This window comes from Bradyrhizobium sp. S3.7.6 (genome assembly GCF_054061875.1).
This window is the reverse complement of record NZ_JBSSEQ010000001.1, coordinates 7357693-7373172: the sequence shown is the minus strand read 5'-3', so window position 1 is coordinate 7373172 and position 15480 is coordinate 7357693. Positions and strand designations below refer to the sequence as shown.

Sequence of the window (15480 nt, the reverse complement as noted above, 5' to 3'; positions counted from 1 at the left end):
CGCGTCTCGAAGGACGAGGGCTGGGCCATCCTTCGAGACGTGCGCTGGTGCGCGCTCCTCAGGATGAGGATCTATTTCGGGGGACGACTTTTGACAGCTCAAGCCATTATCCAGAGTCTCGCGAGCGGCCTTCTGATGGGCCTGCTTTACGGACTGATCGCGGTCGGCCTCGCGCTGATTTTCGGCCTGATGGACGTCACGAACTTCGCCCATGGCGAATTCCTGATGCTCGCGATGTACCTGTCCTTCTTTCTGTTCGCGTTCTTCGCGATCGATCCCCTGCTGTCGGCCCCATTGGTCGCCGCGGCGATGTTCGTGTTCGGAGCGGTGGTCTATCTACTCCTTGTACGCTTCGCCATGCGGGCCAAGGCCAATGCCGGCATGGTGCAGATCTTCACGACTTTCGGCCTTGCGATCGTGATGCGCGGCCTCGCGCAGTACTTCTTCACGCCGGACTATCGCAGCATTCCACAGTCCTGGCTCGGCGGTAAAACCATCTCGGTCGCCGGCATCTTCCTGCCCGAGCCGCAGCTCATCGGTGCGCTGGTCTCGATCGCGGCCTTCGCCGGGCTCTACCTCTTCATCCACCGCACCGACTTCGGCCGCGCGCTGGAAGCCACCCGCGAGGATCCCGGCGCCGTCGCGCTCGTCGGCATCGACAAGAACCGCGTGTTCGCGTTCGGCTGGGGCCTCGGCGCCGCGCTGGTCGGTCTCGCCGGTGCGATCATGGCGGTGTTCTTCTACATCTATCCCGATGTCGGCGCGTCGTTCGCGCTGATCGCCTACGTCACCGTGGCGCTCGGCGGCTTCGGCAGCGTGTTCGGCGCCTTCGCCGGCGGCATCATTGTTGGCCTGGTCGAAGCGGTGACCGCGCTGGTGTTGCCGCCATCGCTGAAGTCCGTCGGCATCTATGCCGTCTATCTCCTCGTCGTCTTCATCCGGCCGCGTGGCCTGTTCGGGTCGATGTGATGGACAAGGCTTTTGCAGCGCGGCGCCGCCGCGATCTCATCATCGCCGCAGTGCTGGCCGGGCTCGCAGCGCTGGCTCCGCTGTTGATCAAGGATGTTTACGTCCAGAACATCCTGATCCTGACCCTGATGTATGCGGCGCTGTCGCAGAGCTGGAACATCCTGTCCGGCTATTGCGGGCAGATCTCGCTGGGGCACGCGCTCTATTTCGGCATCGGCGCCTACACCACCGAGCTGCTGTTCACCAAGTTCGGCGTGCTGCCCTGGTTCGGCATGCTCGCCGGCGGCGTGATTGCGGCGATCATCGCAATGGGGCTCGGCTATCCCTTCTTCCGCCTGCGCGGCCATTACTTCGTGATCGCGACCATCGTCATCGCCGAGATCGGACTGCTCTTGTTCCAGAACTGGGAATGGGCGGGGGCTGCGATGGGAATCACCGTTCCCGTGCGCGGCGACAGCTGGCTGAAATTCCAGTTCATGCGCAGCAAGCTGCCGTACTTCTATTTCGCGCTGGTGCTGTGCAGCCTCGCCTGGTTCGTCACCTGGTGGCTGGAGGACTCCAAATGGGGCTTTTGGTGGCGCGCGGTGAAGGACAATCCGGAAGCGGCCGAGAGCCTCGGCGTCGTCGTGTTCAACTCCAAGATGGGCGCGGCCGCGGTCTCCGCCTTCCTCGTCGCCATCGGGGGCGCGTTCTATGCGCAGTTTCTCGCCTATATCGATCCTGAAAGCGTGATGGGCTTCCAGTTCTCGCTGCTGATGGCGCTGCCGGCCGTGCTCGGCGGCATCGGCACCCTCTGGGGGCCTGTGCTTGGGGCTGCCATCCTGATCCCGATGACGGAGCTGACGCGCTCCTATATCGGTGGCTCCGGCCGCGGCGTCGACCTCATCGTCTATGGCGCGCTGATCGTTGCGATCTCGCTGGCCCTGCCGCGAGGCTTGGTGAGCCTGTTCTCCCGTTCGAAGGCAAGAGGAGCCACGCGATGACTGCGCTCCTTGAAACCCGCGGCGTCTGGCAGCGGTTTGGCGGCCTCGTCGCCAACAGCGATGTCTCGATCTCGGTCGGCCGCGGCGAGATCGTCGGTCTGATCGGGCCGAACGGTGCCGGCAAGTCGACGCTGTTCAATCTCATCGCCGGCGTCTTGCCGCCGACGCAAGGGTCGATCTGGTTCGACGGCGAGGATGTCACCAACATGCCGGCGGCCGAACGCTGCCAGCGTGGCGTCGGGCGCACCTTCCAGGTGGTCAAGAGCTTTGAGACCATGACTGTCATCGACAACGTCATCGTCGGTGCTCTCGTGCGCAACACTGTGATGCGCGAGGCGCGCCGCAAGGCGCATGAGGTGCTCGAATTCACCGGCCTTGCCGCACGCGCCGACGTGCTCGCGAGCGACCTCGTGCCGGCCGAGAAACGCCGCCTCGAAGTCGCCCGTGCGCTGGCGACCGAACCAAAGCTGCTGCTGCTGGACGAAGTTCTCACCGGCCTGACGCCGACCGAGGCGCAGACCGGCGTCGCGCTGGTGCGCAAGGTGCGCGATGCCGGCATCACCGTTTTGATGGTCGAGCATGTCATGGAGATCGTGATGCCGCTGGTCGACCGCGCCATCGTGCTCGACCTCGGCAAGGTGCTGGTCGAGGGTAAGCCTTCCGACGTCGTCCGCGATCCCAAGGTGATCAGCGCATATCTGGGAGATCGTCATGCTGTCGGTGCATGAAGTCACGACCGCCTATCAGGGTCTGGTCGCGATCTCGGCGGTCTCGATCGAGGTCCAGAAGGGCGAGATCGTCTGCGTCGCTGGCGCCAACGGCGCGGGCAAGTCGACGCTGCTCAAATCCATCGCCGGCGCCGAGCGTCCGCGTTCGGGCACGGTGACGTTCGACGGCAAGCGTCTCGACGGCATGGCGCAGCATCACATCACCGCCACCGGCATCGCCTATGTGCCGGAGAACCGCCGCCTGTTCCCGCGCCTGTCGGTGCGCGACAATCTGCGCCTCGGCAGTTATCTGTACCGCGGTGACGCCGACCGCGAGGGGCCGCTCAATCTCGTCTTCACACTGTTCCCGCGTCTCCAGGAACGTTTGGAGCAGCGCGCCGAGACGCTCTCCGGCGGCGAGCAGCAGATGCTCGCGATCGGCCGCGCGCTGATGACGCGCCCGCGGCTGTTGATGCTGGACGAGCCCTCGCAAGGTATCATGCCGAAGCTGGTCGACGAAATCTTCCAGGCGGTACTGCGCATCCGCGACGCCGGCATGACTGTGCTGATCGTCGAGCAGCGCATGGCCGAGTGCCTGGAGATCGCCGACCGCGCCTACATCCTGCAAACCGGCCGCGTGCTGATGCAGGGCCCGGCAGAGGAGATCAGGGGGAACCCGGACGTACGGAAGGCGTATCTGGGGCTGTAGTTACTACCTGGTCGGTGTCATCGCCCGCGAAGGCGGGCGATCCAGTATTCCAGAGACGCTAGTTGGATACGGAGAAGCTGCGGCGTACTGGATTCCCCGCTTCCGCGGGGAATGACTGTGGTGGATGAGGCGTCGTTAGTCCGCCCATGATCGAAGGGCGCTAATGCTCATGCCCATGCTCCGGCAGCGTCACCCCGAACACCTTCACCAGATCCTTCACCTGCTCCGGCGACAGATACCGCGGGTTCATCCCGCGCAGCAGCAGGTACAGCTTCGCCGTCTCCTCCAGCTCCTCCGTCGCGAACACCGCGGCCTCCAGCGTGTCGCCGGCGACCACCGGGCCGTGATTGGCGAGCAGCACGGACGAATATTTGCCCGCCAGTCCCTTGATCACATCCGCAACCGCGGGATCGCCGGGGCGGTAATAGGGCACAAGCGCAGTGGCGCCGCATTTCATCAGATAATAAGCCGTCATCGGCGGCAGCGCGGCGCGCGGGTCGATCTCGGGCAGCATCGAGAGCGCGACCGAATGGGTGGAGTGCAGATGCACGATCGCCCGCGCGCTTTCGCGCGTATCGTAGAGCGCGTTGTGCAGCGGAACTTCCTTGGTCGGCGCATCGCCCGAGAGGAGGCGCCCCCGTGCGTCCAGCCGCGACAGTCGCGCCGGGTCGAGGAAGCCGAGCGAGGCGTTGGTGGGGGTGACGAGCCAACCCCCGTCGTGCATCTTGACGCTGATATTGCCGGAAGAGCCCGGTGTCAGGCCGCGCTCGAACAAGGACCGTCCGAAGCGGCAGATATCCTCACGCAGCCGGGTCTCGTTGCTCATAGCCGTCATGCCCGCTTGTCTCACGCTTTGGCAGCGCGGCCAAGCCGTGTTATTCGGATCAGTGAGCCGCCGCAAAGGGCGGCCGTCCAGGAAACGTTCGCAAGGGTCAGTTGCATGTCCGCCTCCACGTCGCAAAATCAGCGTATCGCGGTCATCGGGCTCGGCTCGATGGGATTCGGCATGGCGACCTCGCTGAAGCGCGCCGGTCATGCCGTGACCGGCTGCGACGTCTCGGCCGACGCGGTGGCGCGTTTCGTGAAGGACGGCGGCGCAGGCGCCAGCACGCCGGCGGAAGCGGCCAAGGGCGCCGACATCGTCGTCAGCGTCGTCGTCAATGCCGCGCAGACCGAGACCATCCTGTTCGGCAAGGATGGCGCCGCCGAGACCCTGCCGAAGGACAGCGTCTTCCTGTCCTCCGCCACCATGGACCCGGATGTGGCCCGTCGCCTCGCAAAGCAGTTGGAGGCGACCGGCCGTCACTATCTGGATGCGCCGATCTCCGGTGGCGCGCAGCGCGCGGCCCAAGGTGAGCTGACGATCCTCGCCTCCGGCAGTCCCGCTGCCTTTGCAAAGGCACGGCCGGCGCTCGATGCCATGGCGGCAAAACTCTACGAGCTCGGCGATGCCGCAGGGCAGGGCGCCGCCTTCAAGATGATCAACCAGTTGCTCGCCGGCGTGCATATCGCCGCCGCCAGCGAAGCGATGGCGTTCGCGGCCAAGCAGGGCCTCGACATCCGCAAGGTCTATGAGGTGATCACGGCCTCAGCCGGCAATTCCTGGATGTTCGAGAATCGCATGCCCCACGTGCTTGACGGCGATTACACGCCGCGCAGCGCGGTGGAGATCTTCGTCAAGGACCTCGGCATCATCCAGGACATGGCGCGCAGCGCCCGATTCCCGGTGCCGGTCTCGGCCGCCGCGCTCCAGATGTTCCTGATGACATCAGCTGCCGGCATGGGCCGCGATGACGACGCCTCGGTGGCGCGCATGTACGCGCAGGTCACCGGCGTAAAACTTCCCGGCGACAAGTAAGCCAAGAGGATTCCGATGCCCCGTTTCGCCGCCAATCTCTCGATGATGTTCACCGAGGTGCCGTTCCTTGACCGTTTCGACGCCGCTGCGCAAGCGGGCTTCACCGCGGTCGAATTCCTCTTTCCCTACGAGCATCCGGCCGAGGTGGTCGGCGAGCGGCTCAAGCGCAACGGTTTGACGCAGGCGCTGTTCAACCTGCCGCCGGGCGACTGGAACGCCGGCGAGAAAGGCTTTGCGGCGCTGCCGGCGCGCTTCGCCGATCTCAAGGCGAGCCTGGAGACCGCGTTGCCTTACGCCAAGGCGACCGGTGTCAAGCGGCTGCACTTGATGGCCGGCATTGCCAACCGCGGCGAGCGGGTCGCGATCGAGGCGTTCTACAAGTCGGTGGCGTGGGCTGCGGAGTTCTTCGCTCCGCACGGCATCGACATCGTGCTCGAGCCGATCAATGCGCGCAATGTGCCCGGCTACTTCCTCAATGATTTCGGCTTCGCGCGCGACCTGATCCAGGAGCTGAGACTGGCGAACCTGAAGCTCCAGTTCGACATCTATCACTGCCAGATCATCCACGGCGACGTCACCATGCGCCTGCGTGAGATGATGCCGATCATCGGGCACATCCAGATCGCGAGCGTCCCCTCGCGCAACGAGCCCGACGGCGAGGAGCTGAACTATCCTTTCCTGTTCACCGAACTCGACCGGCTCGGCTATACCGGCTTCGTCGGTTGCGAATACAATCCGCGCGGCAAGACCACCGATGGCCTCGCCTGGTTCAGGCCTTATGCGGGAGTGAAGCCGTGACGCTCGCACTGGGTTGCATTGCCGACGACTATACCGGCGCCTCCGATCTCGCCAACACGCTGACGCGCGCGGGCCTGCGTACCGTGCAGACCATCGGCGTGCCCGCGGACGATCTCACGCTGCCCGAGGTCGACGCCGTCGTGGTGTCGCTGAAGAGCCGCTCGATCGAGGCGGGCCTTGCCGTGTCGCGCTCGCGTGCGGCGGAGAAATGGCTGCGTGGCCGCGGGGCGCACCATGTGCTGTTCAAGGTCTGCTCGACCTTCGATTCCACCGATGCGGGCAATATCGGCCCGGTGATGGACGCGCTGCGCGCCGATAGCGGCGAGGCCGTCGTGCTGGTGACGCCGGCTTTCCCGGAGACCGGTCGCACGGTTTATCAGGGCAATCTGTTCGTCGGCGCCGTGCCGCTGAACGAGAGCCCGCTCAAGGACCATCCGCTCAACCCGATGCGTGATTCCAACCTGGTGCGCGTGCTGGCGCGCCAGAGCAAGACGCAGGTGGGTCTCGTCGACCTCGCGACCGTCGCCCGCGGCGCGGAGGCCGTGCGGGCTCGGCTTGCCGAATTGTCAGGCAAGGGCATCGGTGCCGCGATCATCGATGCCGTGTTCGACCGCGACCTCGAGGCCATCGGCCTCGTCGCTGCCCAGCATCGGCTGTCGGTCGGCGCCTCCGGCATCGGCCTCGGACTGGCGCGGGCTCTGGTCTCGACGGGCAAGGTCAAGTCGGCCGCTGGCAGCGGCGGGGCGGACGCCGCCGTCGGCGGACCGGCGGCCTGCCTCGCCGGAAGCTGCTCGCAGGCGACGCTTCAGCAGATCGCTAATGCCGAACGCGTCATGGCGGTGCTCCATCTCGATCAGGACCGTATTCTTACGGGAGCGGACGAAGTGCAGCGCGCGATCGCCTGGGCCAAGCCGCGTTTAGCCGACGGTCCGGTCCTGATCGCGTCGAGCGCGACACCGGATCAGGTCGCCGCCTTGCAGGCGCGCCACGGCCGCGATGCAGCCGGTCACGCCATCGAGCAGGCGATGGCCGACATTGCGGAAAACCTAGTGAAATCAGGCGTCCGTCGGCTGGTCGTGGCTGGCGGCGAGACCTCCGGCGCCGTCGTCGATCGCCTCGGGATTCCCGGCTTCCTGGTCGGCGCGGAGATCGCTGCGGGCGTCCCGGTGCTGCGCGCCGTCGGCGCTGAAGCAGGCGATATGCTGCTCGCACTGAAGTCCGGAAATTTCGGCGGGCCGGAATTCTTCGCGGACGCGCTTGGGCTCATGCGCTGAGCGCAGGACGTTCTTAGCTGCCTGTTCATTTCTTTCAGGCTCCGTACTCGAACGGAGTCGTAGTTAACATCTGCTCAGTCGCTCTGTTGTCTGATGTCGGCGTCGCTCCTTTTGGTTGATTGTTAAGACCTCCCGGACGCGCGCCCGCGCCAGCACAACGAGACCCGATTATGTTCGCCACCATTTCCATTCGCGCCAAGATCATCAGTGTCGTGGCGTTCCTGCTGGTCGCGATGACCGGCATGGGCCTGCTCGCCGTCACGAAGATGCGGTCGATGAACGCCAACACCACCGACATCACCACGAGCTGGCTGCCCAGCGTCCGGGTGCTCGGCGAACTCCGCGCCAGCGTCATCACCTACCGCAACGTGGTCCGCCAGCACATGCTGTCCGAGACCCTCGAGGAGAAGCTCGCCAACGAAAAGACGGCCGGCACCGTCATCGAGGCGCTCGCCAAGTCCCGCAAGGCCTACGAGCCGATGATCACTTCACCCGAGGAACGCCGGCTGTACAACGAATGGGCCAAGCTCTGGGACGACTACAAGAAGGGCACCGAAGACGTCATGGCGCTGTCACGCAAGGAGGCCGGCAAGGTCCCGCATGACGCCCAGGAGCTGAACACCAAGACGGTCAACAAGATCGGCCTTGCGTCGGATGAGGTCCTGATGAAGGACATCGATCTCAACACCAAGGGCGGCGACCAGGCTGCCCAGGATGCCGCCGACAGCTATTTCTATGCCTTCATGCTGGTCTCGATCATCCTCGGCGCCGCCGTGATCATCGGCATCGGCGTCAGCTTCTACCTGGTCCAGGACGTCTCCGCCGGCATCAACTCGATCATCCAGCCGATGCAGGCGCTCGGCAAGGGCGACCTCTCCGCCGAAGTCCCGCATCGCGGCGAGAAGACCGAGATCGGCGCCATGGCCGACGTGCTCCAGATCTTCAAGGAAGCCTTGATCGCCAAGAAAGCCGCCGACGAGGCCGCCGCCGCCGATGCCGAAGCCAAGATCGAGCGCGGCCGCCGCGTCGACGGCATCACCCGCGATTTCGAAACGATGATCGGCGAGATCGTCCAGACCGTGTCGTCGGCCTCGACCCAGCTCGAAGCCTCCGCCTCGACGCTGACCTCGACCGCCGACCGCTCACAGCGGATGGCGACCACGGTCGCCGCGGCCTCGGAGGAAGCCTCGACCAACGTGCAGTCGGTGGCCTCGGCCACCGAGGAGATGGCTTCGTCGGTCGGCGAGATCAGCCGCCAGGTGCAGGAATCAGCGCGGATGGCGGGCGACGCCGTCGGCCAGGCCCGTGCCACCACCGAGCGCGTCAGCGAGCTGTCGAAGGCGGCTTCCCGCATCGGCGACGTCGTCGAGCTGATCAACACCATCGCGGGCCAGACCAACCTCTTGGCGCTGAACGCCACCATCGAGGCGGCGCGTGCCGGTGAAGCCGGCCGCGGCTTCGCGGTGGTCGCCTCCGAGGTAAAGGCGCTCGCCGAGCAGACCGCCAAGGCGACCGGCGAGATCGGCCAGCAGATCTCCGGCATCCAGGCGGCGACCAACGACTCGGTCGGCGCCATCAAGGAGATCTCCTCGACCATCGAGCGTCTCTCCGAAATCTCCTCGGCGATTGCGGCTGCGGTGGAAGAGCAGGGCGCAGCGACCCAGGAGATCGCCCGCAACGTGCAGCAGGCGGCGCAGGGCACACAGCAGGTCTCCTCCAACATCACCGACGTGCAGCGCGGTGCGACCGAGACCGGCACGGCCTCCTCGCAGGTGCTGTCGGCAGCGCAGATGCTGTCCAACGACTCGAGCCGCCTCAAGACCGAGGTCAGCAAGTTCCTGACCAACGTCCGCGCAGCCTGAGCCGGGACACGATCGCAGTTCTGAAAGCGGCGCCTGCGGGCGCCGCTTTTTTACGGGGGTAAGCCGCTTCTTTTTACGGGGGTAAGCCGCTTCCGTAATATTCCGGCCGCAGGCTGCATATCTGGAATGCGATTTCGCAGTGCGATAGCAGGGAAGTGACCGCACGGGGCGGCGCCGTCGTTGGCCATTTCCACGGTGTTCGGGTAAATCAGCCTCAGGAACCCGTGGGGCGTGTTCCCTGTCCCCCGATTTGGAATTGCCTGACCGATGATTGCTCTGGTCCGTATTGCCCTGAGCCGACCCTACACGTTTGTCGTGCTCGCGCTTCTGCTCCTGATCATCGGGCCGCTCGCGGCCCTGCGGACGCCGACCGACATCTTCCCGGACATCCGCATCCCCGTGATCGGGGTGGTCTGGCAGTACACCGGCCTGCCGCCGGACCAGATGTCCGGCCGCATCACCACGCCGTTCCAGCGCGCGCTGACGACGACCGTCAACGACATCGAGCACATTACCGCCAACTCCTATAACGGCTTTGGCATCATCAAGATCTTCTTCCAGCCGAACGTCGACATCCGCACCGCCAACGCGCAGGTCACCGCGATCTCGCAGACGCTGCTGAAGCAGATGCCGCCGGGCGCAACGCCGCCCCTGATCCTGAACTACTCCGCCTCGACCGTTCCGATCATCCAGGTGGCGCTGTCGGGCGATGGCCTGACCGAGCAGAACCTCGCCGATATCGGCATTAATAACCTGCGCACCCCGCTGGTCACCGTGCCCGGCGCGGCGATCCCGTATCCGTTCGGCGGCAAGCAGCGCCAAATCCAGATCGACCTCGATCCGACCGCGCTCCAGGCGCGCGGCCTGTCGGGCCAGGACGTCGCCAACGCGCTCGCAGCCCAAAACCTGATCACGCCGGTCGGCACCCAGAAGATCGGCCAGTTCGAATACAACATCCAGCTCAACAACTCGCCGCTGAAGATCGACGAGCTCGGCAATCTGCCGATCAGGACCGTCAATGGCGCGATGGTCTATGTGCGCGACGTCGCGACCGTGCGTGACGGCAATCCGCCGCAGACCAACATCGTCCATGTCGACGGCAACCGCTCGGTGCTGATGATGGTGCTGAAGGCGGGCGCGACCTCGACGCTCGACATCATCGCCGGCATCAAGCAGAAGGTGATCGACGTCAAGGACCAGCTGCCGGACGCGCTGAAGATCGGCTTCATCGGCGACCAGTCGGTGTTCGTCCGCGGTGCGATTCAAGGCGTCGCGATCGAAGGCGTGATCGCGGCGCTGCTGACCAGCGTCATGATCCTGCTGTTCCTCGGCAGCTGGCGCTCCACGGTCATCATCGCGGTCTCGATCCCGCTCTCGGTGCTCGGCGCCATCGTCATGCTGTCGGCGATCGGCGAGACGCTCAACATCATGACGCTCGGCGGCCTTGCGCTCGCGGTCGGCATCCTCGTCGACGACGCCACCGTCACCATCGAGAACATCAACTACCATCTGGAGCAGGGTAAGCCGGTCGAGCAGTCGATCCTCGACGGCGCCAACCAGATCGTGACGCCGGCTTTCGTCTCGTTGCTGTGCATCTGCATCGTATTCGTGCCGATGTTCTTCCTCTCCGGCGTCGCCCGCTTCCTGTTCGTGCCGATGGCCGAAGCCGTGATGTTCGCGATGATCTGGTCGTTCATCCTGTCGCGCACGCTGGTGCCGACCATGGCGAACTATCTGCTGCAGGCGCACGTCCATCACGAGGGCGGCCCGCCGAAGTCGCGCAATCCGCTGGTTTGGTTCCAGCGCGGCTTCGAGAAGCGGTTCGAGCGCATCCGCGGCGGCTACCATAATCTGCTGGGACTGGCGCTGGTGCACCGCGCGGTGTTCGTGATCGGCTTCCTCTGCGTGGTCGGCGCGTCCTTCGCGCTGGTGCCGTTCCTCGGGCGCAACTTCTTCCCGGCGGTCGATGCCGGCAATATCCTGATGCATGTCCGCACCCAGGTCGGCACCCGCGTGGAGGAGACGGCCAACCAGCTCGCAGACGTCCAGAAGGCGATCCGCAAGCTGATCCCCGGCGAAATCGAGACGCTGACCGACAACATCGGCATGCCGATCTCCGGCATCAACATGACCTACAACAACACGGGCGTGATCGGCCCGCAGGACGGCGACATCCAGATCAAGCTGAAAGAGGGCCACAAGCCGACGGAAGAGCACGTGCGCGTGCTGCGCGAGCAGCTGCCGCGCCTGTTCCCCGGCGTCAGCTTCGCGTTCCTCCCCGCCGACATCGTCAGCCAGATCCTGAACTTCGGCGCGCCGGCGCCGATCGACCTGCAGATCCGCGGCGCCAACATCAACGCCAACTTTGCCTACGCCAACAACCTGCTGGCGAAGGTTCGCAAGATTCCCGGCGTTGCCGATGCGCGTATCCAGCAGTCGCCGAACAATCCCACCTTCAACATCGACGTCGACCGCACCCGCGCGCAATATGTCGGCCTGACCGAGCGCGACGTCACCAACAGCCTCGTGGTCAATCTCGCCGGCTCCTCGCAGGTAGCGCCGACCTACTACCTGAATCCGGACAACGGCGTGTCCTACTCGATCGTGATGCAGACGCCGCAATACCAGATCGACTCGCTCAGCGCGCTCCAGACGCTGCCGATCACGGCCACCGGCAATTCGCAATCGCCGATCCTCGGCGGCATCGCCGACATCAAGCGCTCGACCTCGAGCGCGGTGGTGTCGCAATACGACATCCAGTCGCTGGTGCAGATCTTTGCCACGACCTCGGGTCGCGATCTCGGCGCGGTCGCCGCCGACATCCGCCAGGTGATCGCCGACACCGCCAAGGACGTGCCGAAGGGCTCCTCCGTGGTGCTGCTCGGCCAGGTGCAGACCATGAACAGCGCCTTCACCGGTCTTCTGTTCGGCCTGCTCGGTGCCGTCGTGCTGATCTACTTCCTGATCGTCGTGAACTTCCAGTCCTGGTCCGATCCGTTCGTGATCATCACGGCGCTGCCGGCCGCGCTCGCCGGCATCGTCTGGATGCTGTTCATGACCGAGACGACGCTGTCGGTGCCGGCCCTGACCGGCGCGATCATGTGCATGGGCGTTGCCACCGCCAACAGCGTGCTGGTGATCTCCTTCGCCCGCGAGCGCTACGAGGAGCTCGGTGACCCCATCGCCGCTGCACTCGAGGCCGGCTTCGTCCGGTTCCGCCCGGTGCTGATGACCGCGCTCGCCATGATCATCGGCATGGCGCCGATGGCTTTGGGGCTCGGGGAGGGCGGCGAGCAGAATGCGCCGCTTGGCCGCGCCGTGATCGGCGGCCTGATCTTTGCAACTTTCGCCACGCTGATGTTTGTTCCCGTGGTGTTCAGTATGGTACACAAGAAACAGGGCGCCAAAGCCGCCGCCCCATTGGAGACTCCGCATGTCGCCCACTGAACCCCGCTCCCCGGTGTCGCACCGGAAACTGGGCATCTTCGGCGTGGTGGCGCTGATTGCGGCAGGCCTCGTCGTGGGTACCGGCATTCGTGCCCGCGAGGAGCAGGGCTCCAAGCTGAAGGAATGGACCGACGATCAGGCCGTTCCCAGCGTTGCGGTGACCCTGCCGAACGCAAAATCCCTCAACGGCACCATCGACCTGCCGGGTCGGCTCGAAGCCTATTACCGCGCGCCTATCTTCGCACGCGTCTCCGGCTATCTGAAGAGCTGGAGCGTCGACATGGGCGCGCGCGTCAAGGCGGGGCAGGTGATCGCCGAGATCGAGGCGCCCGACCTCGACCAGCAACTGCTTCAGGCCCGCGCCGACCTCGCCAGCCAGCAGGCCAGTGCCAGGCTCTCGGAAGCAACGCTCAACCGGCGCAAGACGCTGGTCGCCTCCAACTTCGTCTCCGCGCAGGAGATCGACGAGCGCACCGCCGATCTCTCCAACAAGAACGCGGCCGTCCACTCAGGCCAGGCAAATGTCGAACGGCTTGAAGCGCTGGCCGGCTACAAGAAGATCACGGTGCCGTTCGATGGCGTGGTCACGGCGCGCGATACCGACGTCGGCGCGTTGATCAATGCCGGCGGCGGCTCCGGCCCGGCGATGTTCGTGGTCTCCGACATCACCAAGCTGCGCGTTTACGTCAACGTTCCCCAGAACTACGTGCCTGCGATCAAGATCGGCGCCAAGGCCACCATGGTCATGCCGGAATACCCGAACCGGACATTCCAGGCGACGGTCGAGGCGTCCTCGCAGGCCGTCGACGTCGCCTCAGGAACCACCCGCATGCAGCTTCGGCTCGACAATTCCAACGGCGAGTTGATGCCCGGCGGCTATGCCAGCGTGAAGCTCAACCTTCAGCGCGACACCGCGCCGCTGAGCATTCCCGCCAGTGCCCTGATCTTCAACGGCAGCGGTCTGCGTGTTGCGACCGTCGGTCCCGACGACAAGGTGCAGTTCAAGACCGTGACCATCGCACGCGATCTCGGCAAGGAGATTGAACTCGCCTCGGGCATCGCACCCGACGACCGCGTGATCACTGCCCCGCCGGATGGTATTTCCGACGGCGACCAGGTTCGCGTCGCCGGCGGTGCCGGTGCCAAGGGCAAGCCGGCGACGGCGTCGGAGAAGCAGGCGCCGAAGGGCTAGGTTGATCTCGTAGGGTGGGCAAAGCGAAGCGTGCCCACCGTCTTCATGTGATTGGAGGAAGAATGGTGGGCACGGCGCAAGAGCGCCTTTGCCCACCCTACGAAAGCTACGCCACCCGCCACTCCGGCACGTCATCCGCGGCCATCGCGATCTCGCCGAGCGAGCCTACCGGCGTGCGATCCATATTGAGCAGATGCGCCAGCGTCGCCGCGTCGCTCGCCGGAATGCGCGCGAGTGTGCGCCGCTCGTCCGCCGTCCGCAGCATCACCACACCGTGTTCGACATCGCCGCCGCGGCCATAGAGCATCGTAAAGCTCTCGACCTTGCCCCTGCCTGAAACCTCCGTGACGAACTCGGGCACCGCGCGCTTGTTGCGGTCGGCCTCGGCTTGCACGCTGGTCTCCTGCGCCAGCGCCGCACGTGGCGTCTTCGACACCACCAATGCGTGGTGCTTGGTGACGAAGCCGCCCTGGCCGTAGAGCAGCCCGAGCTTGGCACCATCGCGCACACGCCGCACCATCGCGCAGGCCGCATGCGTCATGTAGGTGTTGAGCGGCGCGCCGAAGAAGGTGAGACCACCGGTCACGGTCGGCTGCACGTCGGCCCCGAGGCCAAGCGTCCGCCGCGCCATCTTGGGCACGCAAGGGAAGCAGCTATAGAGCTCGATCGCGTCGAATCCGTCGCCGCCGGCGAGGTCCATCGCCGCCTTCAGCACCGCATTCTGTGGATGGCTTTCATGGAACTGATCGCGCAGGAGGTAATCCCGCGGCTCTTCGGCCGAGGCGCCACCGAGCGGATAGACCAGCTTGTCCTCGGCGATGCCGGCCGCGCGCGCCCTGGCGAGGCTGGTGAGCAGCAGCGCGCCGCCCATGTTGACGCTGGGGTTGGCGACCATGAGCTTGTTGTAGGGCCAGGCGATCAGGCGGTTGTCCGCCGACGGCGTCGTGATCTCGTCCGGCGCATAGCGCCGCTTCAGCCAGGCGTTGGGATTTTCGGCGGCGGCTTCGGAGTAGCGCGACCACAGCGTGCCGGACTCTGCCATGGCTTCGCGCGGCGTCTGGCCCCAATGGGCGGAGGAGGCGGACTCATAGAATGGATAAACCGTGACGGGACGGAACACGCCGAGCTTCACCGCGAGCGGCTTCTGGAATGCCGCACCACGCTTGGGCTCCTCGACGTCATGGGCGAACGGCGTCCAGGGTAGCTTGATCCCGGCGCGCTCAGCCTTGGTCGCGGTCGACTGCGCCTCCGCACCGCAGACTGCCGCCACCGTGCACTCGCCACGCGCGATGCGTTTTGCCGCCTCGTGGATGTAGCGGATCGGGCTCTCGCCGCCGACCGGGCCGTAATAGCAATGCGCCGGCGCAATGCCGAGCCGCTGCGCCAAAAGCTTTTCCGGATCGCGATAGCGCCAGCTCAGGAAGTTGACGACGTCGAGCGACTGCACCTCGCCAAGCAGTTTTGCGCCGGCGTCCTGCTCGGCCCGCCGTAGCGCCTGTTCGAGCAGATCCAACGGCTCGAGGCCGTCGGTAATCTCCTTGGGTCGGTCGATGATCTCGCCGACGCCGACGATGACGGGGATGAGGTCTTCCGGGATATTGGTCTTGTCAGTCATAATCTCGATTCACGATGTTAGTTGCTTCGTCATTGCGAGGAGCTCGCGACAAAATTGCGAAGCAAT

General features: G+C 65.3%; 12 protein-coding genes. 10 read left to right on the top strand and 2 right to left on the bottom strand.

Annotated features, from left to right (window positions below):
• Window positions 1-90: 90 nt before the first annotated feature.
• The 4 genes from ACVJ5M_RS35725 to ACVJ5M_RS35710 are packed head-to-tail and all read left to right on the top strand — an operon-like array spanning window position 91 to window position 3368.
• Window positions 91-969, top strand: a complete 879-nt coding sequence (locus ACVJ5M_RS35725) for a branched-chain amino acid ABC transporter permease (protein WP_063984700.1) — start codon at window positions 91-93, stop codon at window positions 967-969.
• A complete protein-coding gene (locus ACVJ5M_RS35720) occupies window positions 969-1952 on the top strand; it encodes a branched-chain amino acid ABC transporter permease (protein ID WP_063984699.1) in 984 nt (327 codons plus the stop codon). Before ACVJ5M_RS35725 ends, ACVJ5M_RS35720 begins: the two co-directional genes overlap by 1 nt.
• Window positions 1949-2680, top strand: a complete 732-nt coding sequence (locus ACVJ5M_RS35715; RefSeq protein ID WP_028146884.1) for an ABC transporter ATP-binding protein — start codon at window positions 1949-1951, stop codon at window positions 2678-2680. The genes ACVJ5M_RS35720 and ACVJ5M_RS35715 overlap by 4 nt, the downstream gene beginning before the upstream one ends.
• Window positions 2664-3368, top strand: a complete 705-nt coding sequence (locus ACVJ5M_RS35710; protein ID WP_063984698.1) for an ABC transporter ATP-binding protein — start codon at window positions 2664-2666, stop codon at window positions 3366-3368. Before ACVJ5M_RS35715 ends, ACVJ5M_RS35710 begins: the two co-directional genes overlap by 17 nt.
• Before the next feature lie 160 nt (window positions 3369-3528).
• On the opposite strand, the gene otnC is transcribed toward ACVJ5M_RS35710, so the two are convergent.
• On the bottom strand, window positions 3529-4203 hold the full coding sequence (otnC, locus tag ACVJ5M_RS35705) for a 3-oxo-tetronate 4-phosphate decarboxylase (protein ID WP_063984697.1): 675 nt from the start codon (window positions 4201-4203) through the stop codon (window positions 3529-3531).
• Window positions 4204-4308: 105 nt separating this feature from the next.
• On the opposite strand from otnC, the gene ltnD reads away from it, so the two are divergent.
• The 6 genes from ltnD to ACVJ5M_RS35675 all read left to right on the top strand — a co-directional run bounded on the left by ltnD (window position 4309) and on the right by ACVJ5M_RS35675 (window position 13799).
• Window positions 4309-5226, top strand: a complete 918-nt coding sequence (gene ltnD / locus ACVJ5M_RS35700) for an L-threonate dehydrogenase (protein ID WP_014496893.1) — start codon at window positions 4309-4311, stop codon at window positions 5224-5226.
• 15 nt (window positions 5227-5241) lie between these two features.
• A complete protein-coding gene (otnI, locus tag ACVJ5M_RS35695; protein ID WP_063984696.1) occupies window positions 5242-6024 on the top strand; it encodes a 2-oxo-tetronate isomerase in 783 nt (260 codons plus the stop codon).
• Window positions 6021-7298, top strand: coding sequence for a 3-oxo-tetronate kinase (gene otnK, locus ACVJ5M_RS35690; RefSeq protein WP_063984695.1), 1278 nt, complete (start codon window positions 6021-6023; stop codon window positions 7296-7298). The genes otnI and otnK overlap by 4 nt, the downstream gene beginning before the upstream one ends.
• A 170-nt stretch (window positions 7299-7468) precedes the next feature.
• Complete coding sequence (locus ACVJ5M_RS35685; protein WP_063984694.1) at window positions 7469-9160, top strand: methyl-accepting chemotaxis protein; 1692 nt, start codon at window positions 7469-7471, stop codon at window positions 9158-9160.
• Between the two features lie 267 nt (window positions 9161-9427).
• The gene (locus ACVJ5M_RS35680) at window positions 9428-12607 is read left to right on the top strand and encodes an efflux RND transporter permease subunit (protein ID WP_063984693.1); all 3180 of its coding nucleotides are present in this window, start codon (window positions 9428-9430) and stop codon (window positions 12605-12607) included.
• On the top strand, window positions 12594-13799 hold the full coding sequence (locus ACVJ5M_RS35675) for an efflux RND transporter periplasmic adaptor subunit (protein WP_063984692.1): 1206 nt from the start codon (window positions 12594-12596) through the stop codon (window positions 13797-13799). Before ACVJ5M_RS35680 ends, ACVJ5M_RS35675 begins: the two co-directional genes overlap by 14 nt.
• 106 nt (window positions 13800-13905) lie before the next feature.
• Here the strand turns inward: ACVJ5M_RS35675 and ACVJ5M_RS35670 are convergent, their stop codons facing one another.
• The gene (locus ACVJ5M_RS35670) at window positions 13906-15414 is read right to left on the bottom strand and encodes an acetyl-CoA acetyltransferase (protein WP_063984691.1); all 1509 of its coding nucleotides are present in this window, start codon (window positions 15412-15414) and stop codon (window positions 13906-13908) included.
• Between the last annotated feature and the right edge of the window lie 66 nt (window positions 15415-15480).

Excerpts from the sequence above, each read along its gene's own strand:
- ACVJ5M_RS35720 (WP_063984699.1), top strand. The coding sequence starts at position 969 with ATGGACAAGGCTTTTGCAGCGCGGCGCCGCCGCGATCTCATCATCGCC.
- ACVJ5M_RS35715 (WP_028146884.1), top strand. The coding sequence starts at position 1,949 with ATGACTGCGCTCCTTGAAACCCGCGGCGTCTGGCAGCGGTTTGGCGGC.
- ACVJ5M_RS35710 (WP_063984698.1), top strand. The coding sequence starts at position 2,664 with ATGCTGTCGGTGCATGAAGTCACGACCGCCTATCAGGGTCTGGTCGCG.
- otnC (WP_063984697.1), bottom strand. The coding sequence starts at position 4,203 with ATGACGGCTATGAGCAACGAGACCCGGCTGCGTGAGGATATCTGCCGC.
- ltnD (WP_014496893.1), top strand. The coding sequence starts at position 4,309 with ATGTCCGCCTCCACGTCGCAAAATCAGCGTATCGCGGTCATCGGGCTC.
- otnI (WP_063984696.1), top strand. The coding sequence starts at position 5,242 with ATGCCCCGTTTCGCCGCCAATCTCTCGATGATGTTCACCGAGGTGCCG.
- ACVJ5M_RS35685 (WP_063984694.1), top strand. The coding sequence starts at position 7,469 with ATGTTCGCCACCATTTCCATTCGCGCCAAGATCATCAGTGTCGTGGCG.
- ACVJ5M_RS35680 (WP_063984693.1), top strand. The coding sequence starts at position 9,428 with ATGATTGCTCTGGTCCGTATTGCCCTGAGCCGACCCTACACGTTTGTC.
- ACVJ5M_RS35675 (WP_063984692.1), top strand. The coding sequence starts at position 12,594 with ATGTCGCCCACTGAACCCCGCTCCCCGGTGTCGCACCGGAAACTGGGC.
- ACVJ5M_RS35670 (WP_063984691.1), bottom strand. The coding sequence starts at position 15,414 with ATGACTGACAAGACCAATATCCCGGAAGACCTCATCCCCGTCATCGTC.